Raw genomic sequence first — 22,319 nt, 5'->3', positions numbered from 1 at the left:
AAATGTTGTTGGTATTGAAGTAGGGTGTCTGTGTGCCTCACTCAATATCAAGGGGCACAAACTTATCCTGTGTGCCCCCCAAACTTCTTTTGTGTGTGTCGATTGCGACTGACGAAACCTCAAACAGTGCAGGTGTATGGGTGTAAAGCACGGCAGCTCTCACGGTCCGTCTTGGATAGATCACTTGAAGTGCACAGACATAAGCCGCCATCTGTTTGAGCGTGCCCACGGGGATATGATCAGCGCCGATTGGTGGCCGCCGGGTTGTCTTGAAATCGACCACTGTGACAGCCTCATCGGTCACAAGCAGACGGTCCGCTGTGCCTGCAATCACGACCCCATCCACCTGCGCCGTCAAGGGCACTTCGGCGAGGGCTCGATCAGAGAAAATGGCCTTGAAATCTGGATTGAGCAGGACCGAAAGGGCGCTTTCGACCATCTCATCACGCATGCTTTCATCAAGGTCTGCCGCGCGCCGCGCAAGCCATGCTTTTGCCTCTGCTTGCCGATCGTGTGGCGGTACATCCGGCAATCGTTCAAGCAAGGCATGGATCAACGTACCGCGCCGCGCCGCATCCTTGGCGAACTCTGGTTCAAGCGGCGGGTTAGCGCCCTGGTCTTCGCCCGCAGAACTTGGCGCAAGTGGTCTTGGCGGCTTGGGCTCTAATCCTACAGGAGTGTGCAACCATGCCGGAATTTCGGGGATTTCCCCGCTCGGCTTTATCTCATCATCGTGCACCATCGGATCGGCGCGCACGCCAAATTCTCGGCTTGCTTTCCAGATGTCATCTTGCCCAAGCGGCCCATCGAAGAGCGGCTCAAGTCGGGCGTACCAGCTGTCTTCATGCGGGCCCTTCTCAGCGCGAGATTTGCCCAAGGAACCGCCGACAAACAATGCCTCCTCTGCCCGCGTCATCGCCACGTACAGCAGCCTCCAATGCTCTTGCATGGCGGCCGTTTTTGACGCCCCTTTTGCGGCCTCAAGCGGACCTACTTGTTCTTCTTTTTTGAGCGATGGCAGCGGCACTTTGCGCGTGTTTTGACCATCTTGTCCAAGAGGGTCATCTTGCAAGGTCAGATCGCCTTTGGTGTCGGGATCGCCTGTCGCATCTGCAAGGATAACGATGGGTGCTTGTAAACCCTTTGAACCATGCACGGTCATCACCCGAACCTGTCCCCCTGCTCCATCTGCATCACGTTTCAGATCAGCGGTGCCTGCATCAAACCACTCGATAAAACCTGCAAGGCTTGGAGTATGCGAGGATTGATAAGCGAATGCGGAATTGATGAGTTCATCAATCGGATCGTTCGCCTCGCGTCCCAACCGCGCGATCAATTGACGCCGAGCCGCCCATGGTCCGGTAAGAACCCAAGAAAGCAAAGCTTGCGGTGTTTCAAAATCAGCCCTTGCGAGGAGCGCTTTGAGTATTTCTGCTGTCTCGGCCACTCGCGTGTTTTCATGTTCGCGAAGATGGTCCCAAAGACGCTTGTCCCGAGCGCGCGGCACAAACTCAAGCAATTCGTCTTGTGTCCATCGGACGAGGGGGGAAACCAACAAATTGGCAAGCGACAAATCGTCCAGCGGCTGCGATGCAAAGCGTAAAGCCGCCATCAGGTCTTTGATGGCAAGTGGCTCTCCTAACCTTAGCCGGTCAACGCCGGCAACTGCCACGCCCTTGGAATGGAGTTTAGCCACAATCTGACGCGCCAAATCCTTGCGCTTGCGCACCAGCACCATGACATCGCCCGCGCGCGCATGGCGGCGTTTGCCTGTCCTTTCAAAATCCTTTTCCAAGACAAAAGGTTCTTCATCACTCACCCAGCGGCGCACTTGCTCGGCAATGTTATCGGCCATTTGGGTGTCATGCGCTGGCAACCAATCTTGGTTGCTTTCCCCATGGTCGTTTACGTGATCAACCTCTTCGCCGCCGCCGGTAACTGGGTCCCATAAAGTGACAAGTCCCGCGCGGTCATCGCCTACATGGGGCTCTGATGGCTTGGTAAGCCCAAACTCAGTATAACCAATCGCATCCATCGTCTGATTGACGAAGTCTAAAACCGGAAGCGCGGTACGGAACGAACGGCCTAGATCAAGGTCATTCCACGTCGGCAAAAGCCGATGATCGCGCAGTTCATGAGCATTTGCCTGCGCTGCCTCAATGCGTGTTTTCACCGCTTGCTTGGCGGTTTCAAAGTTCTCTGGACTGGTACCCTGAAAACCAAAAATCGCCTGTTTGTAGTCACCCACGGTGAAGATGGTGCGGATCTTGTCCCCCCGCGCGCCCTCGCCCGAGAAGAAATCATCAATCAGGGCAAAGACGATGTCCCACTGGCTTTCATTGGTGTCTTGCGCCTCATCGATAAGGATGTGATCAAAACTGCGATCAAGTTTGTATCGGATCCACGCGGAGGCATCGGTATTGCCCAAAAGCCGGGCTGCACGGCGGATCAAATCATCGAAATCAAGATAACCCTCGCGTGCTTTTTCCTCCTCCCAACGTGCCCAAAAATGTCGCCCCATCTCGAGCGCGCTGGTCAGAAAACGTGAGAGTTCTGCGAGCGTTCGGCGTTCCTGATAAAGGGCAACTGCCTGCGCTATTTCCTCCTGCCGTTCTGGCAATGCTGGGTCAGCCTTTGCCGGATTCGCCATTTTCCGCGGAGTGCCTGCTTTGACGAGAATCGTTTCATAAAACCTTGCGACCAGATCAGGTCGCGCGTCAGGTTCGCTCGCAAGCCAAAGAGGAATAAACTCGGCGCATGCTCGCCCCCCTTTGGTATCCCAACTTTGCATCAAAGGAAGCATCACCGTCAGTTGATGATCAGGGAACGTATCAGGGTGAAGCGCTTCGGCGGCCCATTCGGCGCCTGCATCGCTTGGCATGCCAAGCACTGAACGAACCCGCGCATCCATCGGGCTTTGCCAGCCGGTCGGGCCTTCCCACATGTCCGCCGACTTCGCGCAGCGCATCAACCATTGGCGAAGGCCATCGGGCTCTTTGACCATCGCAAAGTTTGCGACTGCCGCACTAAAGGTCTCATCCTCCTCGCTAAGCATTTGGCCCAAGACTTCGCGCGCTAGAAGCTCGCGCTCACGGTCTTCCATCGGCCGAGCGCCCGGCGTCAGCTTTGCTTCTTCCGGGAAGTTTGCAAGGAGCCATTGGGAAAATGCGTGGATCGTATCAATCCTGAGCCCGCCACCCGGACAATCCAATACGCTCGCAAACAAGGTGCGCGCATGGTCGCGGGCTTCGGGACTTTTGGACGCGCCAAGATGACCCAATTCCTGCATCAACTTTACGTCATCAAGCCGTACCCAGCGCGCGAGCACAGAATTGATCCGCGTCGCCATCTCTGCCGCGCCCGCTTTTGTGAAAGTAAGACACAGGATTTGCGACGGATCCACACCCGGCGTCAAAAGCAGACGCAAAACCCGCGCAGACAAAACCTGTGTCTTGCCCGTTCCAGCAGAAGCCGACAGCCAGACATTGTCGCGTGGGTTTGCCGCGTCCAATTGATTGTCCTGTAGAGGGAAGACGGCGCCGCTCATTGGTCACTCTCCTCCTGCGCATTGCTCACACGGACGATCCATTCCTCAAGCCGCATAAGCTGATCGTAGTCAGAATAGCCGGGATAATCGGGGTTCTCCTTCGCCGTAAAAGGATCGCCGCCTAAGATGAACCTGTCGATTGCTTGGTGGAGGTACCTCTCATGCTCGGGGAGGAATTCATCTGGGCTTAGGCCTGATTGTCTCTCGCTCTTCTTCAGCGGCTCAAAAATCTCGCCAAATTCTCCATCTTTCTTTCGCGCAGACCAATATTCGAAACGGCTCGCTTCTCCCGTGAGCAGCCCATCACTGATCTCAAACGCCCCGTCGCGCGCGATCATTCCGAGCAGTCCCAGCTGCAAACGGAACCCAGCAGCGACTTCCTTTTTCGTCGGCGGACCGCCTGTTTTGTAATCAACGATTGCCAGAGAGCCGTCGGCAAGCTTGTCGATACGATCCGCGCGGCCCCGCACTTTGACACCTTGCACCATCATCGAGCCATCCGTCTCGGTAGCAAGAACATCGCGCCCTTCAATGATGCCGCGCTCAATCCATGCCTCAAACCGCTCCATCGCGGCGATTAGCCTCGGCTGCCACAGCCCTTTGAACAATGGATGCACTTCGGCTTCTGCGAATTTCCTTGCGGCGAACTCTGCGATAGAAACCGCGGCATCAACCGACTTCGCCTGGTGCCACGCATCCAAGATATCGTGCACCAATGTGCCGCGAAGCGCAGGGTCGCTAAACGGGTCAGCGGCGAGCGGATCAAGTTTGCGCAGGCCCAATATCTCGCTTGCATAAAACTGATAAGGGTCGCCCAAAAGTCGGTCCAGCGCAGTAACTTTAATATCAACGCGGCGCTGTTTCGGGCTTGGATATGGTTTGGGGCGAGGATAATCTTTTGCTGGTTCAGGCGCGCGGTCGAGCTTTGCCAGAAACGCTGGCATTCGTTTCTCGCGGCTTTCATCGGCAAGCTCTCCCAGCAAAGCCTCAACCCGCAAAAGAAAACGCGATGGCAAAGTCGGCCCCTCCGCATCGCGCTGCGCCCGGCTAAGCACAACTTCAGGGGCGCCAAGTGCCCCTGCGAGATCGTGAGCTGCAAGACCAATACGAAACTCTGCTCCGGGCACACCCAATGCGCGCAGCACACCGGGCGCAAGCAAAGCCTCAGACCCTGGAGCCTGAGGCCAACTACCCTCGTTAAGACCTACGCAAATGACCAGATCAGCCCTTGCAAGGCGCGATTCCAAAAGGCCGTAGATTGCAACGCGCGGGTGCCCCCCATACGGCGGGCGCACTGCAACCTCATCCATGCAATCGCGCAAAGTCCCAGCGAGATCGGTGGGTTCAATTTGTGTGCTAAGCAATCGAGCGTGAGGTCGCACATCCTCGATTAGACTTGCAAGAGCACGGCCATCCTCACGCGACCACAAAGCTTCCCCAGCCAACGCCTCACCCGCTTGCGCCAGCAGGTCCAACGCATCAGCCAGCGGCAATTGCTCCGGTAAATCGGTGAGAGGGGCGAGCACCTGCTCAACCTTTTCCCACCATTCACAAACACCACCCTTGCGCGCAATTTCACGCAATGGGCCAAGGCCCGGAGCAGGCGACGGCCCGCGCAATTTTCGGTCAAATCGACGAAGGGAGCGCAACCATTCGGCCCTCGCCTCCGGCTCATCGCGAAGCACCAAGGGGTGCCCGAGAACTCCGATAAGCTGCGCTGGACCAAAACCTCGCGAGATGAGGTCAGCCAAAAGCCCTAGCAATCTTCCAGCAGGCGTAAGCGACAATGCGCGGCCAGCCGTATCATCAGCCTCGATATTCCAGCGCTGCAAATTCTGTGCAACGCGCCGTGCAAGCGAGCGATCTGCGCTAATTACCGCAACGCGTTTTTCGGGCACTGTCAAAGCCTCGCGAACCAGCAACGCAATGCCCTGCGCTTCCTCTTCGGCTGTCGCAGCCGTCATTAGGCGGACGTCTTTAAGTCGGCGTTTCTCAGGCTCAAGCTGCGCCCAGGAGCGGCTGGCCTTGGGCGGTAAAAACAGTGAGCTGATCGCGACTGCACGCGCTGGTTCGGCCGCGCTAATGCCAGAGCGATGCCACGCACGAACCTCTTCGCGCGCGATCCCCATTCGGCTCAGAAGGAGCTTTAGGTGGTATTGCGGGTGGGTGAGCGCGTCTTTGGCGCCAAATCTCTCGCCGCCCGGTTCGCAAGATGCACCTGCCCTACCCAACTCCTCCCACGCTTCATCAGTGAGCTTAAGGTCGAGATCGGGCAGGATCACCGCGCCATTCGGCAAATCCGCAACCGTGCGCAGCATCCGCGCCAATGCGGGCGAGGCGCTGGTCACGCCTGCGGCGACAATCGGAGTTGTTGGCGCTTGAACTTTCCACTTTGCGCTCGCCCTATCGAACAATTGGTTGCGCCGTCTTGCCGCGTCAACCTCGCCCAGTTCTTGCAGCCGGGAGCGCCAGCGCTCTTGCACGCGCGCAAACAAGCGCAACGACTGTTTCCAATGGTCCGACAAATCGCCGAGCATATCGAGGACAGCTTCGCTCAGGAGGTCGTCCGGGTCTTTTTCCTCGACGAGCAGCCTATCCATTGTGCGTCCAAGCTCACGCGCCAATCGCAGGCGAGCAGCGCCGGGCAGTGTTTGTTCGCCAAGCTCTTTGCGCTCAACTTCAATCAATTGCGCAAGTTCGAGCCATCGCCGCGTCGGCTCAACCGCAGGTGGGATTTCACTTGCTCCAAGCGGATCAAGCAGAGCGCCTAAAGCTTCGTCCAGATCAAGGTCACCGATGGCGACCATGCGCGGCATGAGCATCCCCGCTTTGCCCGTCTCTCCTGCATGACGGATAAATGCCTCGGAGATCGTGCGCGCCGCCCGTGAACTGGGCACAAGCAGGGTCAAACGTGCAAGTCCCATCTCTTCATCTGCGTAACGCGGAACAAGCCCTGCAACCAGCGCATCAGCAAAACCGCGGTGCGCGGCAATGGAATAGATTTTCGGGGTCTGCGCCTCAGCCACGCTTTAATGCGTCTTGCGTGGGTTCAATCGCCTCTGGCGTGCCAACTTCAAACCAAAGACCAGTGAAGGAAAGGCCATAAAGGCGCCCCTCTTCCATGGCGCGATTCCATAAGATATTGGTCGAAAACTTCCCCTCCGGTGCATCACGAAGCAGCCGTTTGGAGATCAATTGGATGCCGGTGTAGATAAAGGGAGCAACCCTGCCAGAGGTCCTGCGCTTAAGCCGGCCCAACGCATCCATATGAAAATCGCCTTTACCGTTGAAATTCTCGGCCCGCGCATGGCTTACTAGCAGTAGAAGCGCGTCCATTTTTTCAGGGTCCCATCTTGCCGATAAGTCGTAAAAAGCGCTCTTGGGCCCATCGAGCCAAATGTTATCGGCGTTGAGGCAAAAGAATGGATCTGGAAGCTGGTCCTGCGCCTTGATCAGCCCGCCACCTGTTTCGAGCAAAGCATCGCGCTCATCGGAGATCACAACTTTGGGACTATCGCGGTTCTGCAAGTGCGCTTCTAACGCGTCGGCGAGGTAGTGGACATTGACAACCGCACGGCTCACCCCGCTATCAGCAAGCCTGTCTAGCGCGTGGTCGATCAGCGGCTTTCCCGCAACGCGCACCATCGGCTTTGGCATTGCCGCGGTAAGCGGGCGCATGCGCTTACCCATCCCTGCGGCCATCACCATGGCTGTGTCACTGGCAAGCACCTTCATACGAAGGTGCCACCGCCAGCGCGCCGCAGGTCATCTGGAATATTTGCATCAAACCACTTTGCGACTGGCGTCAAAGCTGGATGCGCCAAATCCCGTTCCATCGCGGCCCAGACGCGCGGTATCATTGCCAGGTATCTTGGCTTTCCATCACGCTTTGCGAGCCGGGTAAAAATGCCCACAATCTTGGCATTTCGTTGAGCGCCCAGCCGCGCATAATCGGCGCGGAAATGTTCATCCGCATCGCTTGCGGCGATATAACGAGCAAGCATCGCCTCTTCGAGCTCAAGCGGCACATCGCGCCGTGCGTCTTGCAGCAGTGATACAAGGTCATAGGCACGGTGTCCCACCAATGCGTCTTGGAAGTCGATTAACCCCTGAGGCGCAGTGGGCCGTCCGCCTAGAAGCATAATGTTCTCTGCATGATAGTCGCGCAGCACCGAAATCCCATTCGATTGCCGTTTGATCATCGGGGCAAGAACCTCCTCCCAAGCTGCATCATATCCGGCTGCATCCACATCCAATGATTGCGCCGGGCAATACCACTGCGTCAAAAGAGCCGTCTCACGCAGATAGGTTGGCATGTCGTAGGCCGCAAAAGGGCCCGCAGGTTCCCGGTGCAAAGCCACCAATGCATCGACCGCCGCGTCATACGCTGCATTCTCGTCTTGAGGTCGCGCATCCAGCCATTCACGCATCCGGTCATCGCCAAAGTCCTCTGTGAGTACCCAGCCCTTGCCTTTATCCGCACTTAAGATAGCGGGCGCACGCTGCCCGTGCTCGCATAGCCATGCCGCAACATCCAGAAAGGGAGCGGGATCCTCTTCAGGTGGAGGGGCATGCATCAGCATGGCCGTTTCACCGCTCTCGCGCCGCAGACGGAAATAGCGCCGGAAAGAAGCGTCACCGGGGATCGGTTCAATCGCAGCCTTACCCCAGCCAGCGCTTGCAAGAAAATCGTGAAATCCTTCGGGAAGATCGCTCATGGGCATCGCTCTAACCAATCTTTGCCCGGTTTCACAGTCGCTATTCGGCCATTGCCCATGCTTTTTCCGTGTCTTTCCAACACAATCGTCAAACACGCCGCCTCGTGGGAAAACCCGCCAGCATGATCGGGCCATTCTGCAAGAAGAACCGCACCTTCGCGGTAATCATCAAGGCCAATCTCTATTGCCTCTGATGGGTCTTCCAACCGATAGAAATCGGCATGAGCGACGGCCACGCGCAACGGCGGCGCATCATAGGTTTCGACAATTGTAAAAGTCGGCGAAGGAACCTCGCCCGCATGTCCAAGTGCGCCAAGGATCGCCCTTGCAAGCGTGGTCTTGCCAGCGCCCAGCCCGCCTTCAAGTTCTACAACATCACCGGTCTGCAAAACTTCCGCGATTTGTGCACCCCATTGGGTCATCGCTTCCAAATCGGGCAGCTCTTTCGAATAGGACACGCTCACGGCAACGTAATCATCGCAATTGTGCCAACACCCTCTTGGCTATCAAGTTCAAGGGTACCACCGTGCGCGGCGACCAATTGGTGAGCGAGCCGTATTCCAAGGCCGGAACCTTCGCCCGATTCGTCATTTTTAGGCGCTGCACCCATTGAACGCTCCAACTGGTCGCGCGGTATTCCTCGACCGGTGTCTTCAATGATGATGCGCCCGCGCCATTCTTCACCACGTCCCGGTTTTGGGAGATTAATGGTTATCTTGCCGCCTGCAGGAGTGCCGGCAATCGCATTGTCGATAAGGTTCCCAACCGCACGCCCCAATTGCCGCCTATCGGCTTCCACAACGCGCCCTCGCCTGCCTTTCAGATCAAGGCCAACACCCGCCTTCACAATCGCTGTCTCGCGCTCGCGAACAAGGCTGGTGAGGAATGGCAATAAGTCCACATCCTCTTTAGTGATCGGCATTAGACCCGCTTCGGTTTGCGATAGATCGAGGACGTTTTCAACTTGCTCTGTCAATCGCGCAACAGAGGTCAGGATCGCCTCGACATATTCGTCCGCAGAAGCGTTCAACTCGCCCGCTACTCCGCTTGCCAGCAATTCAGCATAGCCGCCAATTGTGGTGAGAGGCGTGCGGAATTCGTAGGACATATTGGCAAGGAAACGGGCCTTGACCGCGTCCGCCTCCTCCAAAGCTTGCGCCCGGTCGCGAAGCGCCTGTTCAGCTTTCTGCGAATCGGTGATGTCGAGCACTGTCAAAAGGCCATTTCCATCGGGCAATGGCGCCCCTGCAAAACGAAGGGTCCGGCCATCAGAAAGGCTCACCTGCCCTTGTTTTTCACGCCGATCCAAGGTCGCTGCGCGCACCACAGCGCCAATCGCTTCGGTTTCATAAGGGTCTTTCAAATTGCTCCCGATCGCACCCAGCAAGTCTTCGGCGCTTGGATGAGTATCGAGAAACTCCCCTGACAGGCCCCATGTCCCTGCAAAGCTTCGGTTCCAAAGCTGGACCGACCCGTCCGGGGCAAAAATGGCGAGCGCTTCAATCAAACTATCGAGCGTCGCAGTTCGGGTCCGAAGGAGCGTATCGCGGGTTGCCGAAAGCGCCAATTGCTCTGTCCGATCCTCGGCGATCATGACCAATCCGCCGTCGGGCATCGGCTGTGCGACAATGCGAAGATGCATTCCACCAGGAAGCGGCCAATATTCTTCTTGAGTTTCGGCAGCGTCAAACCATGCGCGGCGCTCCTCGCGCCAGTCGGGAAAGTCGCGAACTTCTGGCGTCTGTCCCCGTTCACGCGCATCGGAAAGCAAGCGGGTGAATTGAAGTTTGCCTTCGAGCGTATCGCTCGAGAACAAACCAAAAAGCCGACGGAACGGTCGGTTGGCAAAACTCAGAATCTCGTTGGGGGCAAACTGCGCAACGCCCACAGAGAGTTGGTCGAGCATAGTACGCTGTGCATCACGAAATGCCCGGAAATCACGCGCCAATTGCTGTTGTTCTTCAACGTCAATCGCATAGCCAGCAACGCCGTCCTCCCCCAAAGGCAGGTCGGTCACTCGCATCGAACGGCGCTCCCCATCAATCGTCACGCCATCAATGCGGTCGAACTGCTTTTTGCGTTGAAAAGCGTCCTGAGCGATCTGCGCTGGGGACTGGCCATCGCGCGCTTCAAGCAGCTCGATCTGACCATCGATCACAGCCTCAAGGCTATTCGCACCCACAGCCTCAATATAAGCCTCGTTCGCGAGCCGTATTTGCATATCTGTGTCACGAATCCACATCGGCGTTGGTGCCGCCGCAATCAGCCCGCTCAGGCTCGCAAAATCTGATTTGGCATTACTCGCCTCTGCACTAAGACGCGAAAGCTCACTTTCACTGGATGTGAAATCGAACACCCAAACGATTGCAGCGCCTCCGGGCGAAACTTGAGAATCCGCCAGCGAGCCTTCCATCGAAAGGCTGCGTCCAGAACCTGAAGGCGTAACCGTCATTGAGAAAGGCGATGCGCTTTTCTGGGTCGTGCGGATTTTCTCCCACAGCTCATCGACCTGCGATTTGGAGAGACCTTCTCCATCTTCTTCTGCGAGCTCTGAAAGATAGGCGGGTATTTGCGACAGCCCCAACCAACGAGCCAGTCGTTCTGGCGCTTCGATTCGTCCGTCAGTGCGAACCAAAAGCGGGATCGCTGGCGCCACATCAATTAAATGCTGCATCCGCCGCAAAGAGGTCTGCAGTGCCTTTGCCCGGCTTGTCTTAGCACCCGCCCGCAGCACAAGCACTGCCGCCGCAACCGTCCAAGCGGCAAGCACCAGCGCAATCACGATCAAGGCAAGCGGAGTCAATTCCATCAGCCTGAGCTATGCGCGCGTGCGCCAGCTTGCAACGGGCAACTGATGCAAAAACCCCCGGAAACCCACAGGCCGAGTGCCTGAAAGGGTCCGGGGGCTGATTTTCGGGGCAATTACACCCAAAACCGATTAATCGCGCGGATCAATAACGGTAGTGATCCGGTTTAAACGGACCGTCTTTGGGCACGCCGATGTAGTCGGCCTGAGTCTGGCTGAGCTGCGACAATTGCACTCCAAGCTTTTCAAGGTGAAGTGCGGCCACTTTCTCATCGAGATGCTTAGGCAGAACGTAGACGTCGTTCTTGTACTCATCCGATTTGGTGAAGAGTTCGATTTGCGCAAGCGTCTGGTTGGTAAAACTTGCGCTCATCACAAAGCTTGGGTGACCGGTGGCACAACCAAGGTTCACAAGCCGGCCCTTCGCAAGGATCAGAAGGTTCTTGCCATCCGGCAAAGTCACCATGTCGGTGCCCTCTTTGATCTCTTTCCAATCGTAATTGTCGAGAGCAGAGATTTGAATCTCGCTGTCGAAGTGGCCGATGTTGCACACGATCGCCATGTTTTTCATGTTCTTCATGTGCTCACCGGTAATGACGTCTTCATTACCAGTTGCAGTCACGAAAATATCCGCACGGCTTGTGGCTTCTTCCATAGAAACAACTTCGTAACCGTCCATCGCCGCTTGAAGGGCGCAAATCGGATCAATCTCTGTCACCATCACACGAGCCCCGCCATCACGCAGAGAAGCGGCCGAACCCTTACCCACATCGCCGTAACCCGCAACACAGGCAACTTTACCGGCAAGCATCACATCGGTTGCACGGCGGATCGCATCAACGAGCGATTCTTTACAACCATAAAGGTTGTCGAACTTCGACTTGGTGACGCTGTCGTTGACGTTGATCGCTGGGAACGGAAGCTTGCCCTGTTTAGCGATCTGGTAAAGGCGCATAACACCGGTGGTCGTCTCTTCTGAAACGCCTTTGATGTTCTGGACACTCTTGGTGAGATAACCCGGTTTTGCCGCGACATAGGCTTTAAGAGCGCGTTGAAATTCGATCTCTTCTGCGTTCGCGGGTGCAGGCATTTCTTCGCCTGCCTCAATACGAGCACCCCAGAGTGCAAACATAGTCGCATCGCCGCCATCATCCAGGATGATATTGGCTGTGAGGTCAGGATCGCTGTCGGTTGACCAATCGAAAATACGGCCAACATAATCCCAATAGTCGCTGAGCGTCTCGCCTTTAATCGCGAATACAGGAATGCCTTGATCCGCAATCGCTGCTGCTGCGTGATCTTGGGTGGAGAAGATATTGCAGGTTGCCCAGCGAACATCTGCACCAAGAGCAACCAATGTCTCAATCAGAACCGCGGTCTGAATGGTCATGTGAAGCGAGCCAGTGATGCGAGCCCCCTTCAAAGGTTGTGCTGCACCATATTCTTCACGCAGGGCCATAAGGCCCGGCATTTCGGTTTCTGCGATTGCGATTTCATCGCGGCCAAATTGGGCAAGCGCGATATCTTTGATCACAAATTCATGAGTGTGAGCTGCGGTAGCCATGAACTATTTCCTCGTGTTGGGTCGTTGGACGCAGGTCAATAACCAGGCCGCGCCCTAAATGCTGGGCGCGCTCATAGCCGCCCAGCATCACACGGGCAATCACAATATAAAGTTTTCTTTATATGCAGCTATGTGACCAGTGCTGTCGCATGCGATTTCGCGGCGGCTACGGACGTTTTTCCCAATCCGCAGTCATATTGTAGGTGATCTGAGGCGCCATGCTTTGCTGTTCCGCGGGCCTTGACGCGCTGAGCAAATACCGCGCTTTGACTATGAGGTTTTCAGCGTTTGCACTTTGCGTCAATTCTCGTGTGGCTTGCTGCAATTCTGCGCAATTGAGCCACGGGTGGCCATCCCCGTATGAATTGGCAATCCTGACCCCCATTCGATCAAGCGCCCTCTCAGGTTTTTCCTCGCCATAACTTGCAGTGAAAGAATGCCTTAGAGTGCGTCCAACTGCACCTAAGTCATGCGAATGGGCCGCCGAGAAATGCCGATAGTCGCTTTGAAAGTCATGCGGGCCTGATCGACAGCGCAATGCAGTTACCATCAACATAATGTCGAGGCTTCGCAGAGTATGCGCATCTTCAAATCTGCTGTCCGCTTTTGCAGGCGTGCTAGTCAAAAACGCGCCAAGCGCGAATGCCATTATAGTTCCAGTTGATCTTGCACCGCGCCAGAACCCCTTGTCCTGAGTATCTAAACCTGTGCTTCTGTCTGTTTCGCCGCCAATGACTGTGCCGTTTTTCATCGTCTTAGTCCCCAAAGCCAAATGTGTTCCACCACGGCTATGAAGTTCGCGACTTGTGTTTACTCGGTATTCAACATGTGAAGTTAAGCGATTTAAACCAAGCTTTCCCAAAAGAATCAGAGTGAAATCGGACATTGTCGTGCTGCTCACAAGCCCTATATCGGTGATGAAACCGTGGCACGCAGCGCGCCTAGGTACGAGTCCTTAGACCCCGATGGAGACAGTGATGACAATTTCAGTTGGCGATAAAGTTCCAGAAGTGAACATGGTAAAAGCTACGGCAGAAGGCCCCCAACCGGTCAAAGCGTCAGAGTATTTTGCTGGCAAGAAAGTAGCACTCTTCTCTGTGCCAGGAGCTTTCACCCCAACCTGCTCTGCCAAACATCTTCCCAGCTTTGTTGAAAAAGCAGAAGACCTGAAGTCGCAAGGCGTTGATGAAATTGTTGGCACCGCTGTCAACGATGCCTTTGTCTTGGGCGCGTGGAACGATGCAGCCGGTTCTGGCGACATCACCATGCTAGCCGATGGCAATGGTGAATTCGTGGAAGCTGTTGGTCTCACGATGGACGGCAGCGGCTTTGGCTTGGGCAAGCGCGGGCAGCGTTTTTCGATGGTGATTGAGGACGGAACCGTTACCCAGCTCAACATCGAAGAGCCCGGCGATTTCAAAGTTTCAAGCGCAGAGCATATGCTCGGCCAAATGTAAGAAACTGAAAAAGCAGTTTATTGAAAAGGGCGCCATGACTGCGGCGCCCTTTTTATTGATCGGGTATCGCGTAGGTCACTGTCGACTGCGCCAACACGGTGCTTTCATCATCTTGCCAAAGCCGCACATCAACCGTTGCCAGCCTGCGCCCCAACTTGATGAGATGCGCATCGGCATAGAAGTCACGCGCTTCGACCCCCCGCAAGAAACTCATATTGAGATTGCTGGTCACTGCCATCGGGACGATCCCGATGTGGGCTAGGATCACCGCATAGGCGGCGCGATCCGCGACGGCCATTTGAGTTGGACCAGAGATAATTCCGCCGGGCCGCAGCATCGCATGCTCTGCGGAATTACGCAGCCTCAGAAAACCGGGCGTAATCTCAACGAAGTCATGTGCCGACCTGTCTTGGCCGGGGAAAGCTTCGCAGAAAAAGTCGATCAATTGGTCAGCGGTTAGAACAGGTTCGGGAACGGGTTTGGGCTTTATGGTCATTCCCACCCTCTAGCGACAATTCAAAGCAAGCTCAAAAGCCCATAAGGCTAAGGACTTCTTTGCGACTTGCCGGATCATCGAGGAAACAGCCCATCATGCGGCTGGTCAGCATCTCGACCTCGTGCACTTTGACACCCCGACCGGTCATACAGCCGTGCTCTGCTTCGATCACAACTGCGACACCGCGCGGATCAAGATTGTCCCAAATACACTCAGCAACTTCAGCAGTCAGACGCTCTTGCACCTGTAGGCGGTTGGCATAGCCATGAAGCACACGGGCAAGCTTGGAAATGCCGACGATCTTCTTGTGAGGCAGGTAAGCGATGTGAGCTTTGCCGGTAATCGGCGCCATGTGGTGTTCGCAATGCGATTGGAACGGGATACCTTTAAGAAGAACGATCTCTTCATAGCCGCCCACCTCTTCGAAGATGCGCGCCAAATGGATCGAAGGGTCTTCCTGATTGCCGCGGCAATATTCCAGCCATGCCCGGCCTACACGCTTGGGCGTATCCAAAAGGCCTTCGCGTTTCGGATCATCGCCCGCCCAGCGTAGCAAGGTTCGGATTGCTTCTTGTACATTTTCAGGAACGTCAGGTTTGTTCAACGGGTTATCCGGGTCAAGATCGCCATTGCTCTCGCCGTACGTGTCATTCATCGCATTACCTTTCTGTTGCCGCAAAGCGGCATATTCATGGCAAGCACGCGGACCCGGTGATGGCCCGTTATACTTCCTTTCGTGATCTTAAGGGTAAGAATCACTGTACGCTCAGATAGTTCCCTGCAAACTTTACAACTATCAAAGCAATGGGACGGTCCCGGTCCCATTGGGCTGGCCTTGTTGGTCAATATAGTCAGCAATTTGCCGATTGCACGTTCTTCCGACACGGATCGGTGACCGCGTATGCTATAGACAGAAGCCCAAAACCAAGAAAGCCCACCCTCTTTTCGAGGATGGGCTTTCTTGGCGCGCCAGGAAGGATTCGAACCTCCGGCCGCCTGATTCGTAGTCAGGTACTCTATCCAGCTGAGCTACTGGCGCGCATTGAGGTGCGGCACATAAGAGGGTGTGAGCGGCTTGGCAATCCCTAGATCGCTCAAAATCTCGCTCTATTTTCGTTTTTCGAACAATTGCGCCATCAATTGCTGATCTAGAGGCGGTTTTTCCAGCTTCATTACCTCTCGCGGTGAGAACCAACCAACCTCTCCGCCTTCCAAAGCTTGCGGCAAACCCACCCAATCGCTGATTGTGTAAAGCAATATGACAATCGGTCTTTTGTCCGGTTTGCGCGATTCGTTGGCGAAACCAGCGGGTGTGCAATCGGCAAGCTCGACGACAATCCCAAGCTCCTCTTGCAATTCGCGCACAAGAGATTCTGTTGGAATCTCAGTGCCCTCCACCTTACCGCCGGGGAACTCCCAAAGACCGCCATGCGCCTTGTCTAAAGGCCTGCGTTGCATAAGCCAGCGCCCGTCAGAACCCGCCAACGCGCCTGCGACTACAAACAGCGGAGCATCATTCATGTCGGATTTTTTTCCATCTTCGGCTCTCTCATTAGTCTTTTCTTAATGGGTTCGAACCATTTTCTGTCTCGTCAGGAACGTATTTACGGGTGACATCATGAAATTGACGAACTTCCTTAAGCACATTGGGAACGACAATTCTGGCGCCACAGCCGTGGAGTACGCTCTGATTGCGAGTCTCGTCGTGATCACCATGATCGCATCATTACAGGGCGTTGCCCAGGTAACTGATGAAACATGGGATCTCGTTCGGGATCGCTCAGTGGAGGCAATGAGTAATCAGTAACCAAATTGAAAGGTTCCGCATTAGGAATTTCTCAATTGCTTATCGTTTAGACCGCTGATCGTCCAAGAGGTTCCAATTTACTCGGAACAAGGCGGACACGGGTACCGAAGACCAAAACCAGGAGACTACAAATGACTTTCATCAACAAACTCGCACGTGACGAAGCTGGCGCAACTGCAATTGAGTACGGCCTTATCGCTGCTCTGATCGCTGTTGCTGCAATCACCGCAATGGGTGCACTCGGTGGCACGCTCACCAACACCTTCGAAACGGTTCAAGAAGACATGCAAGCTCCGCTGGACGCTAGCTAAGTCGAATAAACCGTTAGGTTTAAAAAGAGGGCGGCGGGGAAATTCCCCGCCGCTTTTCTTTTGTCTAACGCAAATTTGAACTGCGATTTCTTGCTCCCGATTTACCGGGATCGCACGACCAGTTTCACCTTTTGCCCTGCGCGCAAAACATCACCCTGACTAAAACCATTGAGCACGCGAAAGCGTTCTTCTTGCCCATTTTCATAGGCCATCCGGCGGGCAAGTCCCGAAATCGTATCGCCTCGCTGCACTGTTACGACGTCCAAACGGCGAGGAATCACCTGCCCGGCCTCGCTAGCAGTGATGCGCCGCATCGACTGGAACATTGATCCAAATGGATTTGTGCTTCCTGCGGGTGTGATAGTGGCAAAATGGTAGGCCCGATCATTGGCAAACTCATACGCAAAAACGGTCACATCGACTTGTGAATCGCCATTATTCACTCTCGCCTGGCCGTATACTGCTGAGAGCCCGTTAACTGTGGTACGCTCCAAAGTTTGCGGGGCGAGTTGATTATTCTCCCCGCCAAGGGCGGTAAATTGCTGTCTCACATAGCTGGCAAGATCTCCCGAATAGCTTGCGAGGGTCAATTGTCCCTGCCCGCCTTGCCCATTGATGCTCACCGCGCTCGATGAATTGACCATGTAGAAGCCCTGCGGCGCGGTAAAACTCAAGCGTAGCTCGGGGTGAATAAACTGATTGCCTTCGATAACGCCCTGTTTTGGATCATCGCCATAAATGAGGCCGTCGATTCGAGCGAGGAAAGTGTCGCGATTCGTGACAGTCCCCGGCAATCCCCCCGATCCTGCAAGCGCGCGCTGCACCCGGCTCGCTGGTTCTGGGTGGGTCGATGCCCACGCGGGAACGCTGGCATTGCGCCCTTGAAGACTTGCATCGAGCGAGTTTTGCGCAGCAAGGCTGGCCAATACTGTGCTCATGGCGCGAGGGTCATAGCCTGCGCTGGTAAGATATTGGATGCCTAGGTCATCAGCCTGCGTTTCCTGAGAACGGGAAAAGCTCAAAGTCAGTAGCTCTGACCCTTGCATAAACCCACGCGACACGGTGTTGCCGATCGAGCTGTCACCGAGAAGCACAGAAGACCCAATTGCCCCCAAAACACCGAGGATCGAATTGCGCTGTGCTGTTTGTTGGCGTCTTTGCGAATGGCGCGCGGCCACGTGGCCGACCTCATGACCCATAACCGCAGCAAGTTCCGCTTCATTGTTCATCAAAGTGACGAGTTGACGCGTGGTGTAGATGTAACCGCCGGGGACCGCGAAAGCGTTGTTCACCGGGGAATTAAGAAGGCTGACGGTAAAACTCTCGCGCGCATTTCCAAGGCCCGAATGAACTGCGATATTCTTACCGACTAGTTCGACATATTGGGCCTGCGATCCGGTCATCGCGCCGCCAAATTGGTTCAACAATTGAGGGTGAAATTCAGCCCCCTGTTGCGCCTCAGAAGTGGTGATCGGTGTTGATGCCGAAGGAATTTCGCCTCCGCCTATACACCCGGTCAGCGCAAGCGCGAGTGTCGCCGACCCTACCATCCCAATTGTGCGCCTGAACTTCGCCATTTAACATCTCCCGCCTTGGAATAACCCCTTGGGATCGATGTTAACGGTAAATATACCTTACGAGCAAGCCCTGCGCATTTGGGTTCCCGGTTTATCGAGGGGGTTAGCCCCCCAGTTCGAGGAACCGCTTCTCGCGTAGAGCCAAAATCTCTGCGCTGTCCATATGTCCAAGTTTATCAAGCTCTTCACCGATGACATTGCCAAGCGTTACAGCCATCCCTTGAGGGTCCCGGTGCGCACCGCCGACCGGTTCTTGGACAATACGGTCGATCACACCAAGGCGTTTCAAATGCTGCGCTGTGATCTTCATCGCTTGCGCAGCGTCCGCGGCCTTTTCAGATGTGCGCCACAAGATTGACGCACACCCTTCAGGTGAAATCACAGAATACACAGAATGCTCAAGCATAAGAACGCGCTCGGCGCTGGCCAACGCGACCGCGCCGCCTGAACCACCCTCACCCACAATAACCGAGACCATTGGAGTTGGCAGCGCAAGGCATGCTTCCGTTGAACGAGCAATCGCTTCTGCTTGACCGCGCTCTTCGGCCTCGATCCCTGGGAACGCGCCCGATGTATCCACCAAAGTCACAACCGGAAGTCCAAAACGCCCGGCAAGCTCCATCAGACGGATCGCTTTGCGATACCCCTCAGGCTTGCCCATCCCGAAATTGTGTTTGATCCGTGTTTGGGTATCGTGACCTTTCTCATGCCCAATGACCATTACGCGGCGACCATTAAGTTTGGCAAAGCCTCCCATAATGGCTTCATCGTCGGCAAAATTGCGATCACCGCCCAAGGGCATGAAGTCGGTAAAAGCATGCTCAATATAGTCGCGAAAATGTGGACGCTGCGGATGGCGGGCGACCTGCGTCTTTTGCCACGGTGATAGCGAAGCATAGGTCGATGCAAGCAATTCACCGCTTTTGACTTCGAGCCGCTCAATCTCTGAAGCCACATCAACGCCGTTATCGCTTTCGAGCGAACGCATTTCTTTGATGCGCAGTTCCAAGCTCGCAACGGGCTTTTCAAATTCGAGATAAGAAATCATGCGATTTGCGCTAGTGCTTCCCGCGCTTCTGGGCAAGAGGGTGGCGTGAGTTTACCAACTCAACGAGCCGCGCAGCATCAACATGGGTATAGATTTGTGTGGTGGCGATATCGGCATGCCCAAGTAGCGTTTGCAGGACACGCAGGTCCGCCCCGCCTTCAAGCAAATGGGTCGCGAAAGCATGACGCAGAACGTGCGGAGAAATTCCTTTTGGGTCCAGATCAGCGCGCGCCGCGAGCTCCTTCAAAAGCTGAAAAAGGCGCACACGGCTAAGCGGTTTACCTCCTCGCGAAGGGAACAAAAAACGCGATGCGGGTTCTTTAGGACGTACGACTATCCATGCAGATAGCGCCTCTTTTGCTCTTTCGCTGACTGGCACCATGCGCGCTTGCCCGCCTTTGCCCATTACCGTCAGCAAAGGAGCATCACGCGGCACAGCGTTCAATGGCAAACTCACCAGCTCAGTGGCCCGCAGACCTGAACCGTAAAGGAGTTCAAGCAGCGCCAGATCTCTTATCGCTGCAGGTCTTCCACTCCGCGCCTCCAACTCGGCGCGTTTAAACAAAGTATCGACGACCTCATGGCTCATCACTTTTGGAAGCGGACGGCGAGTACGCGGGCGTGGAAGCGCGCCCGATGGATCGTCCTCACGCCATCCTTCCTCAACAGCAAAGCCGAAAAACTGCCTCAATGCCGATGTCTTTCGCGCAATGGTTGAAGGGGCAAGATCGCGCCAGGCACCCGCCAATCTTGCAACAGATGTGCGCGGGGTTTCGGCAAGATCGCCCAGAAGTTCTTCCGCCCCATCCAAATCCCGGGTGTAAGCAGCAAGAGTGTTCGCCGAAGCGCCGCGTTGGGCGGCGAGCATATCGAGAAAGTCTCGCGTCGCAGCCGACATGGGTCAGGCTATCCGCGCGCGACCGCCTCGGCCGCGATCATTCGAGCTTCTGCTTCAAGACCAACTTTACTCATCGCAGATACCAAGTGGTAAAGGTGCACCGGGGTCATCTGGCTCCAGCTTTCTCCTTGCATCCCAAGCCCGGCAAGAAGCGAAACCATCGCCGTGTTGTTCACATCGGCAGCCCGCTGGATCATTCGAGTCCACCGCGTTTGGCGATCGAAATCGACCCCTATCTGTGCCCCATATCCACTAACATCGCCGCCTGGCAAACGGCCAAGGCCGCCAAGTCCCGCGATTAGAAATGCTGACTTGCGCGCCTCTTGGCTGGCGTCATTGCTAAGGAAACCATCCATACCGGTAATGCTGGCAGTTTCCGCATTCGGATTGGCAAGCGCCAAAAGGCCCCAGCTCAAAGAGCCCTCTTCAACAAATGCGTTCCAAGCCAATGCATCGCGGTCAAGGCCTGCGCTAAGCATCGAACCGATCAATTGCGATGCATCGTCCAGGCTTTGTTTCGCCGGCGGGATACGGGCTGCGGCATATGCAGTGACAATCTGGCCGGCGAAACCGTTCTCGCCTTCACCCCAAAGCCCGCGCATGGCGGTGATCCGAGCATTGGGGTCAATGGCGACATACGCTTCTCTCAAACGTGCAGCACGCTGCGCTGCGTCACCGCCAACGCCTTCATTATTGTACAGCTCGCTATAAAGGCCAACCAATGCGCTTGCCGAAAAAACCCCGCGAGTTGCAGCATATTCGGCATAGGGCAAACGTTCAGCCAGCGGAACCGCAGACGCGCCTGCTCCGGCCAGCTTGTAGTAGGAACCCGATGGGCTTTCTAATGCGGAATCAAGGATCGTTGCTGGAATAGTCTCGCCGACCGCTTTCGCGAGGCTAAAACGCCAAGGAGTTATCTCTTCTACCCCGTCCCATTCAACTGTTGTTCCGCCCCGTCCGCGTCCAGCAGCGCCGGCATAACGTTGGGCCAGAAGAAGGTCGATTTCCGGTGCGATTTCCTCGTTTTGCGCGGTATTCAGTTGGCGAGAGGCAAGCGCACCCTCACCTGCATATGCGTTACAGATAGCTGAAAGCATAACCCATTGCGGGCTTTCAGTACCTGATCGGTTCAACCGCACAGCCGGACACGCCCCGACAAGGTCGCTTGCCCCGATGTATGAGGTGATTGCCTCAGCCGTAAGCGCTTCGTTCCAATTGCCTGTATCGATGTCCTGAACCAAGGCGCGAGCCACTGTGAATTCACCAAGGGAGTTCAAGACCCCAGCGCGCAGTGCCGCGAATTCCACCGGGTTCATGCCGTCAGGCGTTTCAAGCCGGCTGGCGAGCGCGCGGCGAACCATTATGTGCCCCCAACGCGAGACAAGAGGTCCCTTGGTCCCTGCCAATATGGCTTTGACTAACCGTTCCGGTTGATTGGTCAGCGAATTGGTCGCCAAGCCGCCTTCAGACGGGGCCAGCACCCCTACTTGCGCCAACGACCTGCGCGCGGCAGGTGGAATGTCGTATTGAGGCTTTAACCCCAGAAGATCGTCCAACTCATCGGTTGAAAGCTCCTCCAATTCCTCAAGACTGGGCAATTCGGACCGTTCCGCATCTGAGAGTTGAGGTACATCGGGTAAATTTCCGAGCGAAGGCGCAGAATTTGACCCTGTCGGATTCGCAGGTGCGCCAGCCGGCGCCGTTACTGATCCGGGTGCAGGCGCCACGGGAGGTGCGGCTGTCGGTTGAGGGGCGGGCGTTGGAGCAGGTGCCGGATCGTCAAACCCAGGCGGAAGAAGCGATTCGGGCGCATCCTGCGCAGTCGCAAGGCCGCTTGCCAATGCCCCGCCCAGCGCGCCTGCGATGGCAAGCGCAGCAACGCCTGATTTCCAGCCCGTTATTTTCCGATCTTTCATTCTTCGGCCTACCATTTTCGAGCGTTTCAAGATTGCTGTTCCTGCTTAGTCGCAGACGAGACCGATTGCACAATTGGATGCAAGGGCTCCTCCCCGCCATCAATGTATGCCAGTGTCAAAACCACAAGCAGCGCTCCAATTGCATAAATTGCCAACCGCTTCTTCGAGCGGTCC

General features: G+C 55.7%; 18 protein-coding genes and 1 tRNA gene. 3 read left to right on the top strand and 16 right to left on the bottom strand.

Features of this window, described 5'->3' with window-relative positions:
• Nucleotides 1-37 precede the first annotated feature (37 nt).
• From addA to ABJ205_RS06600, 8 genes are all read right to left on the bottom strand, one after another.
• Complete coding sequence (addA, locus tag ABJ205_RS06635; protein ID WP_348155411.1) at nucleotides 38-3,547, bottom strand: double-strand break repair helicase AddA; 3,510 nt, start codon at nucleotides 3,545-3,547, stop codon at nucleotides 38-40.
• On the bottom strand, nucleotides 3,544-6,573 hold the full coding sequence (gene addB, locus ABJ205_RS06630; protein WP_348155412.1) for a double-strand break repair protein AddB: 3,030 nt from the start codon (nucleotides 6,571-6,573) through the stop codon (nucleotides 3,544-3,546). The genes addA and addB overlap by 4 nt, the downstream gene beginning before the upstream one ends.
• The gene (locus ABJ205_RS06625) at nucleotides 6,566-7,282 is read right to left on the bottom strand and encodes a nucleotidyltransferase family protein (RefSeq protein ID WP_348155414.1); all 717 of its coding nucleotides are present in this window, start codon (nucleotides 7,280-7,282) and stop codon (nucleotides 6,566-6,568) included. Before ABJ205_RS06625 ends, addB begins: the two co-directional genes overlap by 8 nt.
• Entirely contained in the window at nucleotides 7,279-8,265 is a 987-nt protein-coding gene (locus ABJ205_RS06620) for a phosphotransferase (protein ID WP_348155416.1), read from the bottom strand. The genes ABJ205_RS06625 and ABJ205_RS06620 overlap by 4 nt, the downstream gene beginning before the upstream one ends.
• The gene (tsaE, locus tag ABJ205_RS06615; RefSeq protein WP_348155462.1) at nucleotides 8,262-8,723 is read right to left on the bottom strand and encodes a tRNA (adenosine(37)-N6)-threonylcarbamoyltransferase complex ATPase subunit type 1 TsaE; all 462 of its coding nucleotides are present in this window, start codon (nucleotides 8,721-8,723) and stop codon (nucleotides 8,262-8,264) included. Before tsaE ends, ABJ205_RS06620 begins: the two co-directional genes overlap by 4 nt.
• A gap of 2 nt (nucleotides 8,724-8,725) precedes the next feature.
• On the bottom strand, nucleotides 8,726-11,074 hold the full coding sequence (locus ABJ205_RS06610; protein WP_348155417.1) for a PAS-domain containing protein: 2,349 nt from the start codon (nucleotides 11,072-11,074) through the stop codon (nucleotides 8,726-8,728).
• A gap of 142 nt (nucleotides 11,075-11,216) precedes the next feature.
• The gene (gene ahcY / locus ABJ205_RS06605; protein ID WP_348155419.1) at nucleotides 11,217-12,635 is read right to left on the bottom strand and encodes an adenosylhomocysteinase; all 1,419 of its coding nucleotides are present in this window, start codon (nucleotides 12,633-12,635) and stop codon (nucleotides 11,217-11,219) included.
• Nucleotides 12,636-12,801: 166 nt separating this feature from the next.
• Entirely contained in the window at nucleotides 12,802-13,386 is a 585-nt protein-coding gene (locus ABJ205_RS06600; protein WP_348155422.1) for an S-adenosyl-L-homocysteine hydrolase, read from the bottom strand.
• 226 nt (nucleotides 13,387-13,612) lie between these two features.
• Between ABJ205_RS06600 and ABJ205_RS06595 the strand changes: the two genes are divergently transcribed.
• Nucleotides 13,613-14,092 (top strand): peroxiredoxin, encoded by a 480-nt coding sequence (locus ABJ205_RS06595; protein ID WP_348155424.1) that lies wholly within the window; start codon nucleotides 13,613-13,615, stop codon nucleotides 14,090-14,092.
• Nucleotides 14,093-14,144: 52 nt separating this feature from the next.
• Here the strand turns inward: ABJ205_RS06595 and ABJ205_RS06590 are convergent, their stop codons facing one another.
• The 4 genes from ABJ205_RS06590 to ABJ205_RS06575 form a co-directional block, all read right to left on the bottom strand.
• Nucleotides 14,145-14,588: a PaaI family thioesterase gene (locus tag ABJ205_RS06590; RefSeq protein ID WP_348155426.1), complete on the bottom strand. Its 444-nt coding sequence runs from the start codon at nucleotides 14,586-14,588 to the stop codon at nucleotides 14,145-14,147.
• A gap of 31 nt (nucleotides 14,589-14,619) precedes the next feature.
• Nucleotides 14,620-15,243, bottom strand: a complete 624-nt coding sequence (folE, locus tag ABJ205_RS06585) for a GTP cyclohydrolase I FolE (protein ID WP_348155428.1) — start codon at nucleotides 15,241-15,243, stop codon at nucleotides 14,620-14,622.
• Between the two features lie 307 nt (nucleotides 15,244-15,550).
• Nucleotides 15,551-15,627 (bottom strand) — tRNA-Arg (locus ABJ205_RS06580).
• 68 nt (nucleotides 15,628-15,695) lie between these two features.
• Nucleotides 15,696-16,109: a (deoxy)nucleoside triphosphate pyrophosphohydrolase gene (locus tag ABJ205_RS06575; protein ID WP_348155429.1), complete on the bottom strand. Its 414-nt coding sequence runs from the start codon at nucleotides 16,107-16,109 to the stop codon at nucleotides 15,696-15,698.
• Nucleotides 16,110-16,206: 97 nt separating this feature from the next.
• Between ABJ205_RS06575 and ABJ205_RS06570 the strand changes: the two genes are divergently transcribed.
• Nucleotides 16,207-16,395 (top strand): Flp family type IVb pilin, encoded by a 189-nt coding sequence (locus ABJ205_RS06570; RefSeq protein WP_348155431.1) that lies wholly within the window; start codon nucleotides 16,207-16,209, stop codon nucleotides 16,393-16,395.
• 131 nt (nucleotides 16,396-16,526) lie between these two features.
• A complete protein-coding gene (locus tag ABJ205_RS06565; protein ID WP_348155433.1) occupies nucleotides 16,527-16,706 on the top strand; it encodes a Flp family type IVb pilin in 180 nt (59 codons plus the stop codon).
• 101 nt (nucleotides 16,707-16,807) lie between these two features.
• Here the strand turns inward: ABJ205_RS06565 and ABJ205_RS06560 are convergent, their stop codons facing one another.
• The 4 genes from ABJ205_RS06560 to ABJ205_RS06545 form a co-directional block, all read right to left on the bottom strand.
• The gene (locus tag ABJ205_RS06560; protein WP_348155436.1) at nucleotides 16,808-18,283 is read right to left on the bottom strand and encodes a M48 family metalloprotease; all 1,476 of its coding nucleotides are present in this window, start codon (nucleotides 18,281-18,283) and stop codon (nucleotides 16,808-16,810) included.
• A gap of 103 nt (nucleotides 18,284-18,386) precedes the next feature.
• Nucleotides 18,387-19,331, bottom strand: coding sequence for an acetyl-CoA carboxylase carboxyltransferase subunit alpha (locus tag ABJ205_RS06555; protein ID WP_348155438.1), 945 nt, complete (start codon nucleotides 19,329-19,331; stop codon nucleotides 18,387-18,389).
• 10 nt (nucleotides 19,332-19,341) lie between these two features.
• Nucleotides 19,342-20,229, bottom strand: a complete 888-nt coding sequence (locus tag ABJ205_RS06550) for a tyrosine recombinase (RefSeq protein WP_348155439.1) — start codon at nucleotides 20,227-20,229, stop codon at nucleotides 19,342-19,344.
• Between the two features lie 8 nt (nucleotides 20,230-20,237).
• Complete coding sequence (locus tag ABJ205_RS06545; protein ID WP_348155441.1) at nucleotides 20,238-22,145, bottom strand: hypothetical protein; 1,908 nt, start codon at nucleotides 22,143-22,145, stop codon at nucleotides 20,238-20,240.
• Nucleotides 22,146-22,319 lie beyond the last annotated feature (174 nt).

It is taken from the genome of Erythrobacter sp. (genome assembly GCF_039988855.1).
Taxonomy (GTDB): domain Bacteria; phylum Pseudomonadota; class Alphaproteobacteria; order Sphingomonadales; family Sphingomonadaceae; genus Erythrobacter.
Note: the sequence above shows the minus strand (reverse complement) of the source record. Positions and strands in the feature narration are given on the sequence as shown.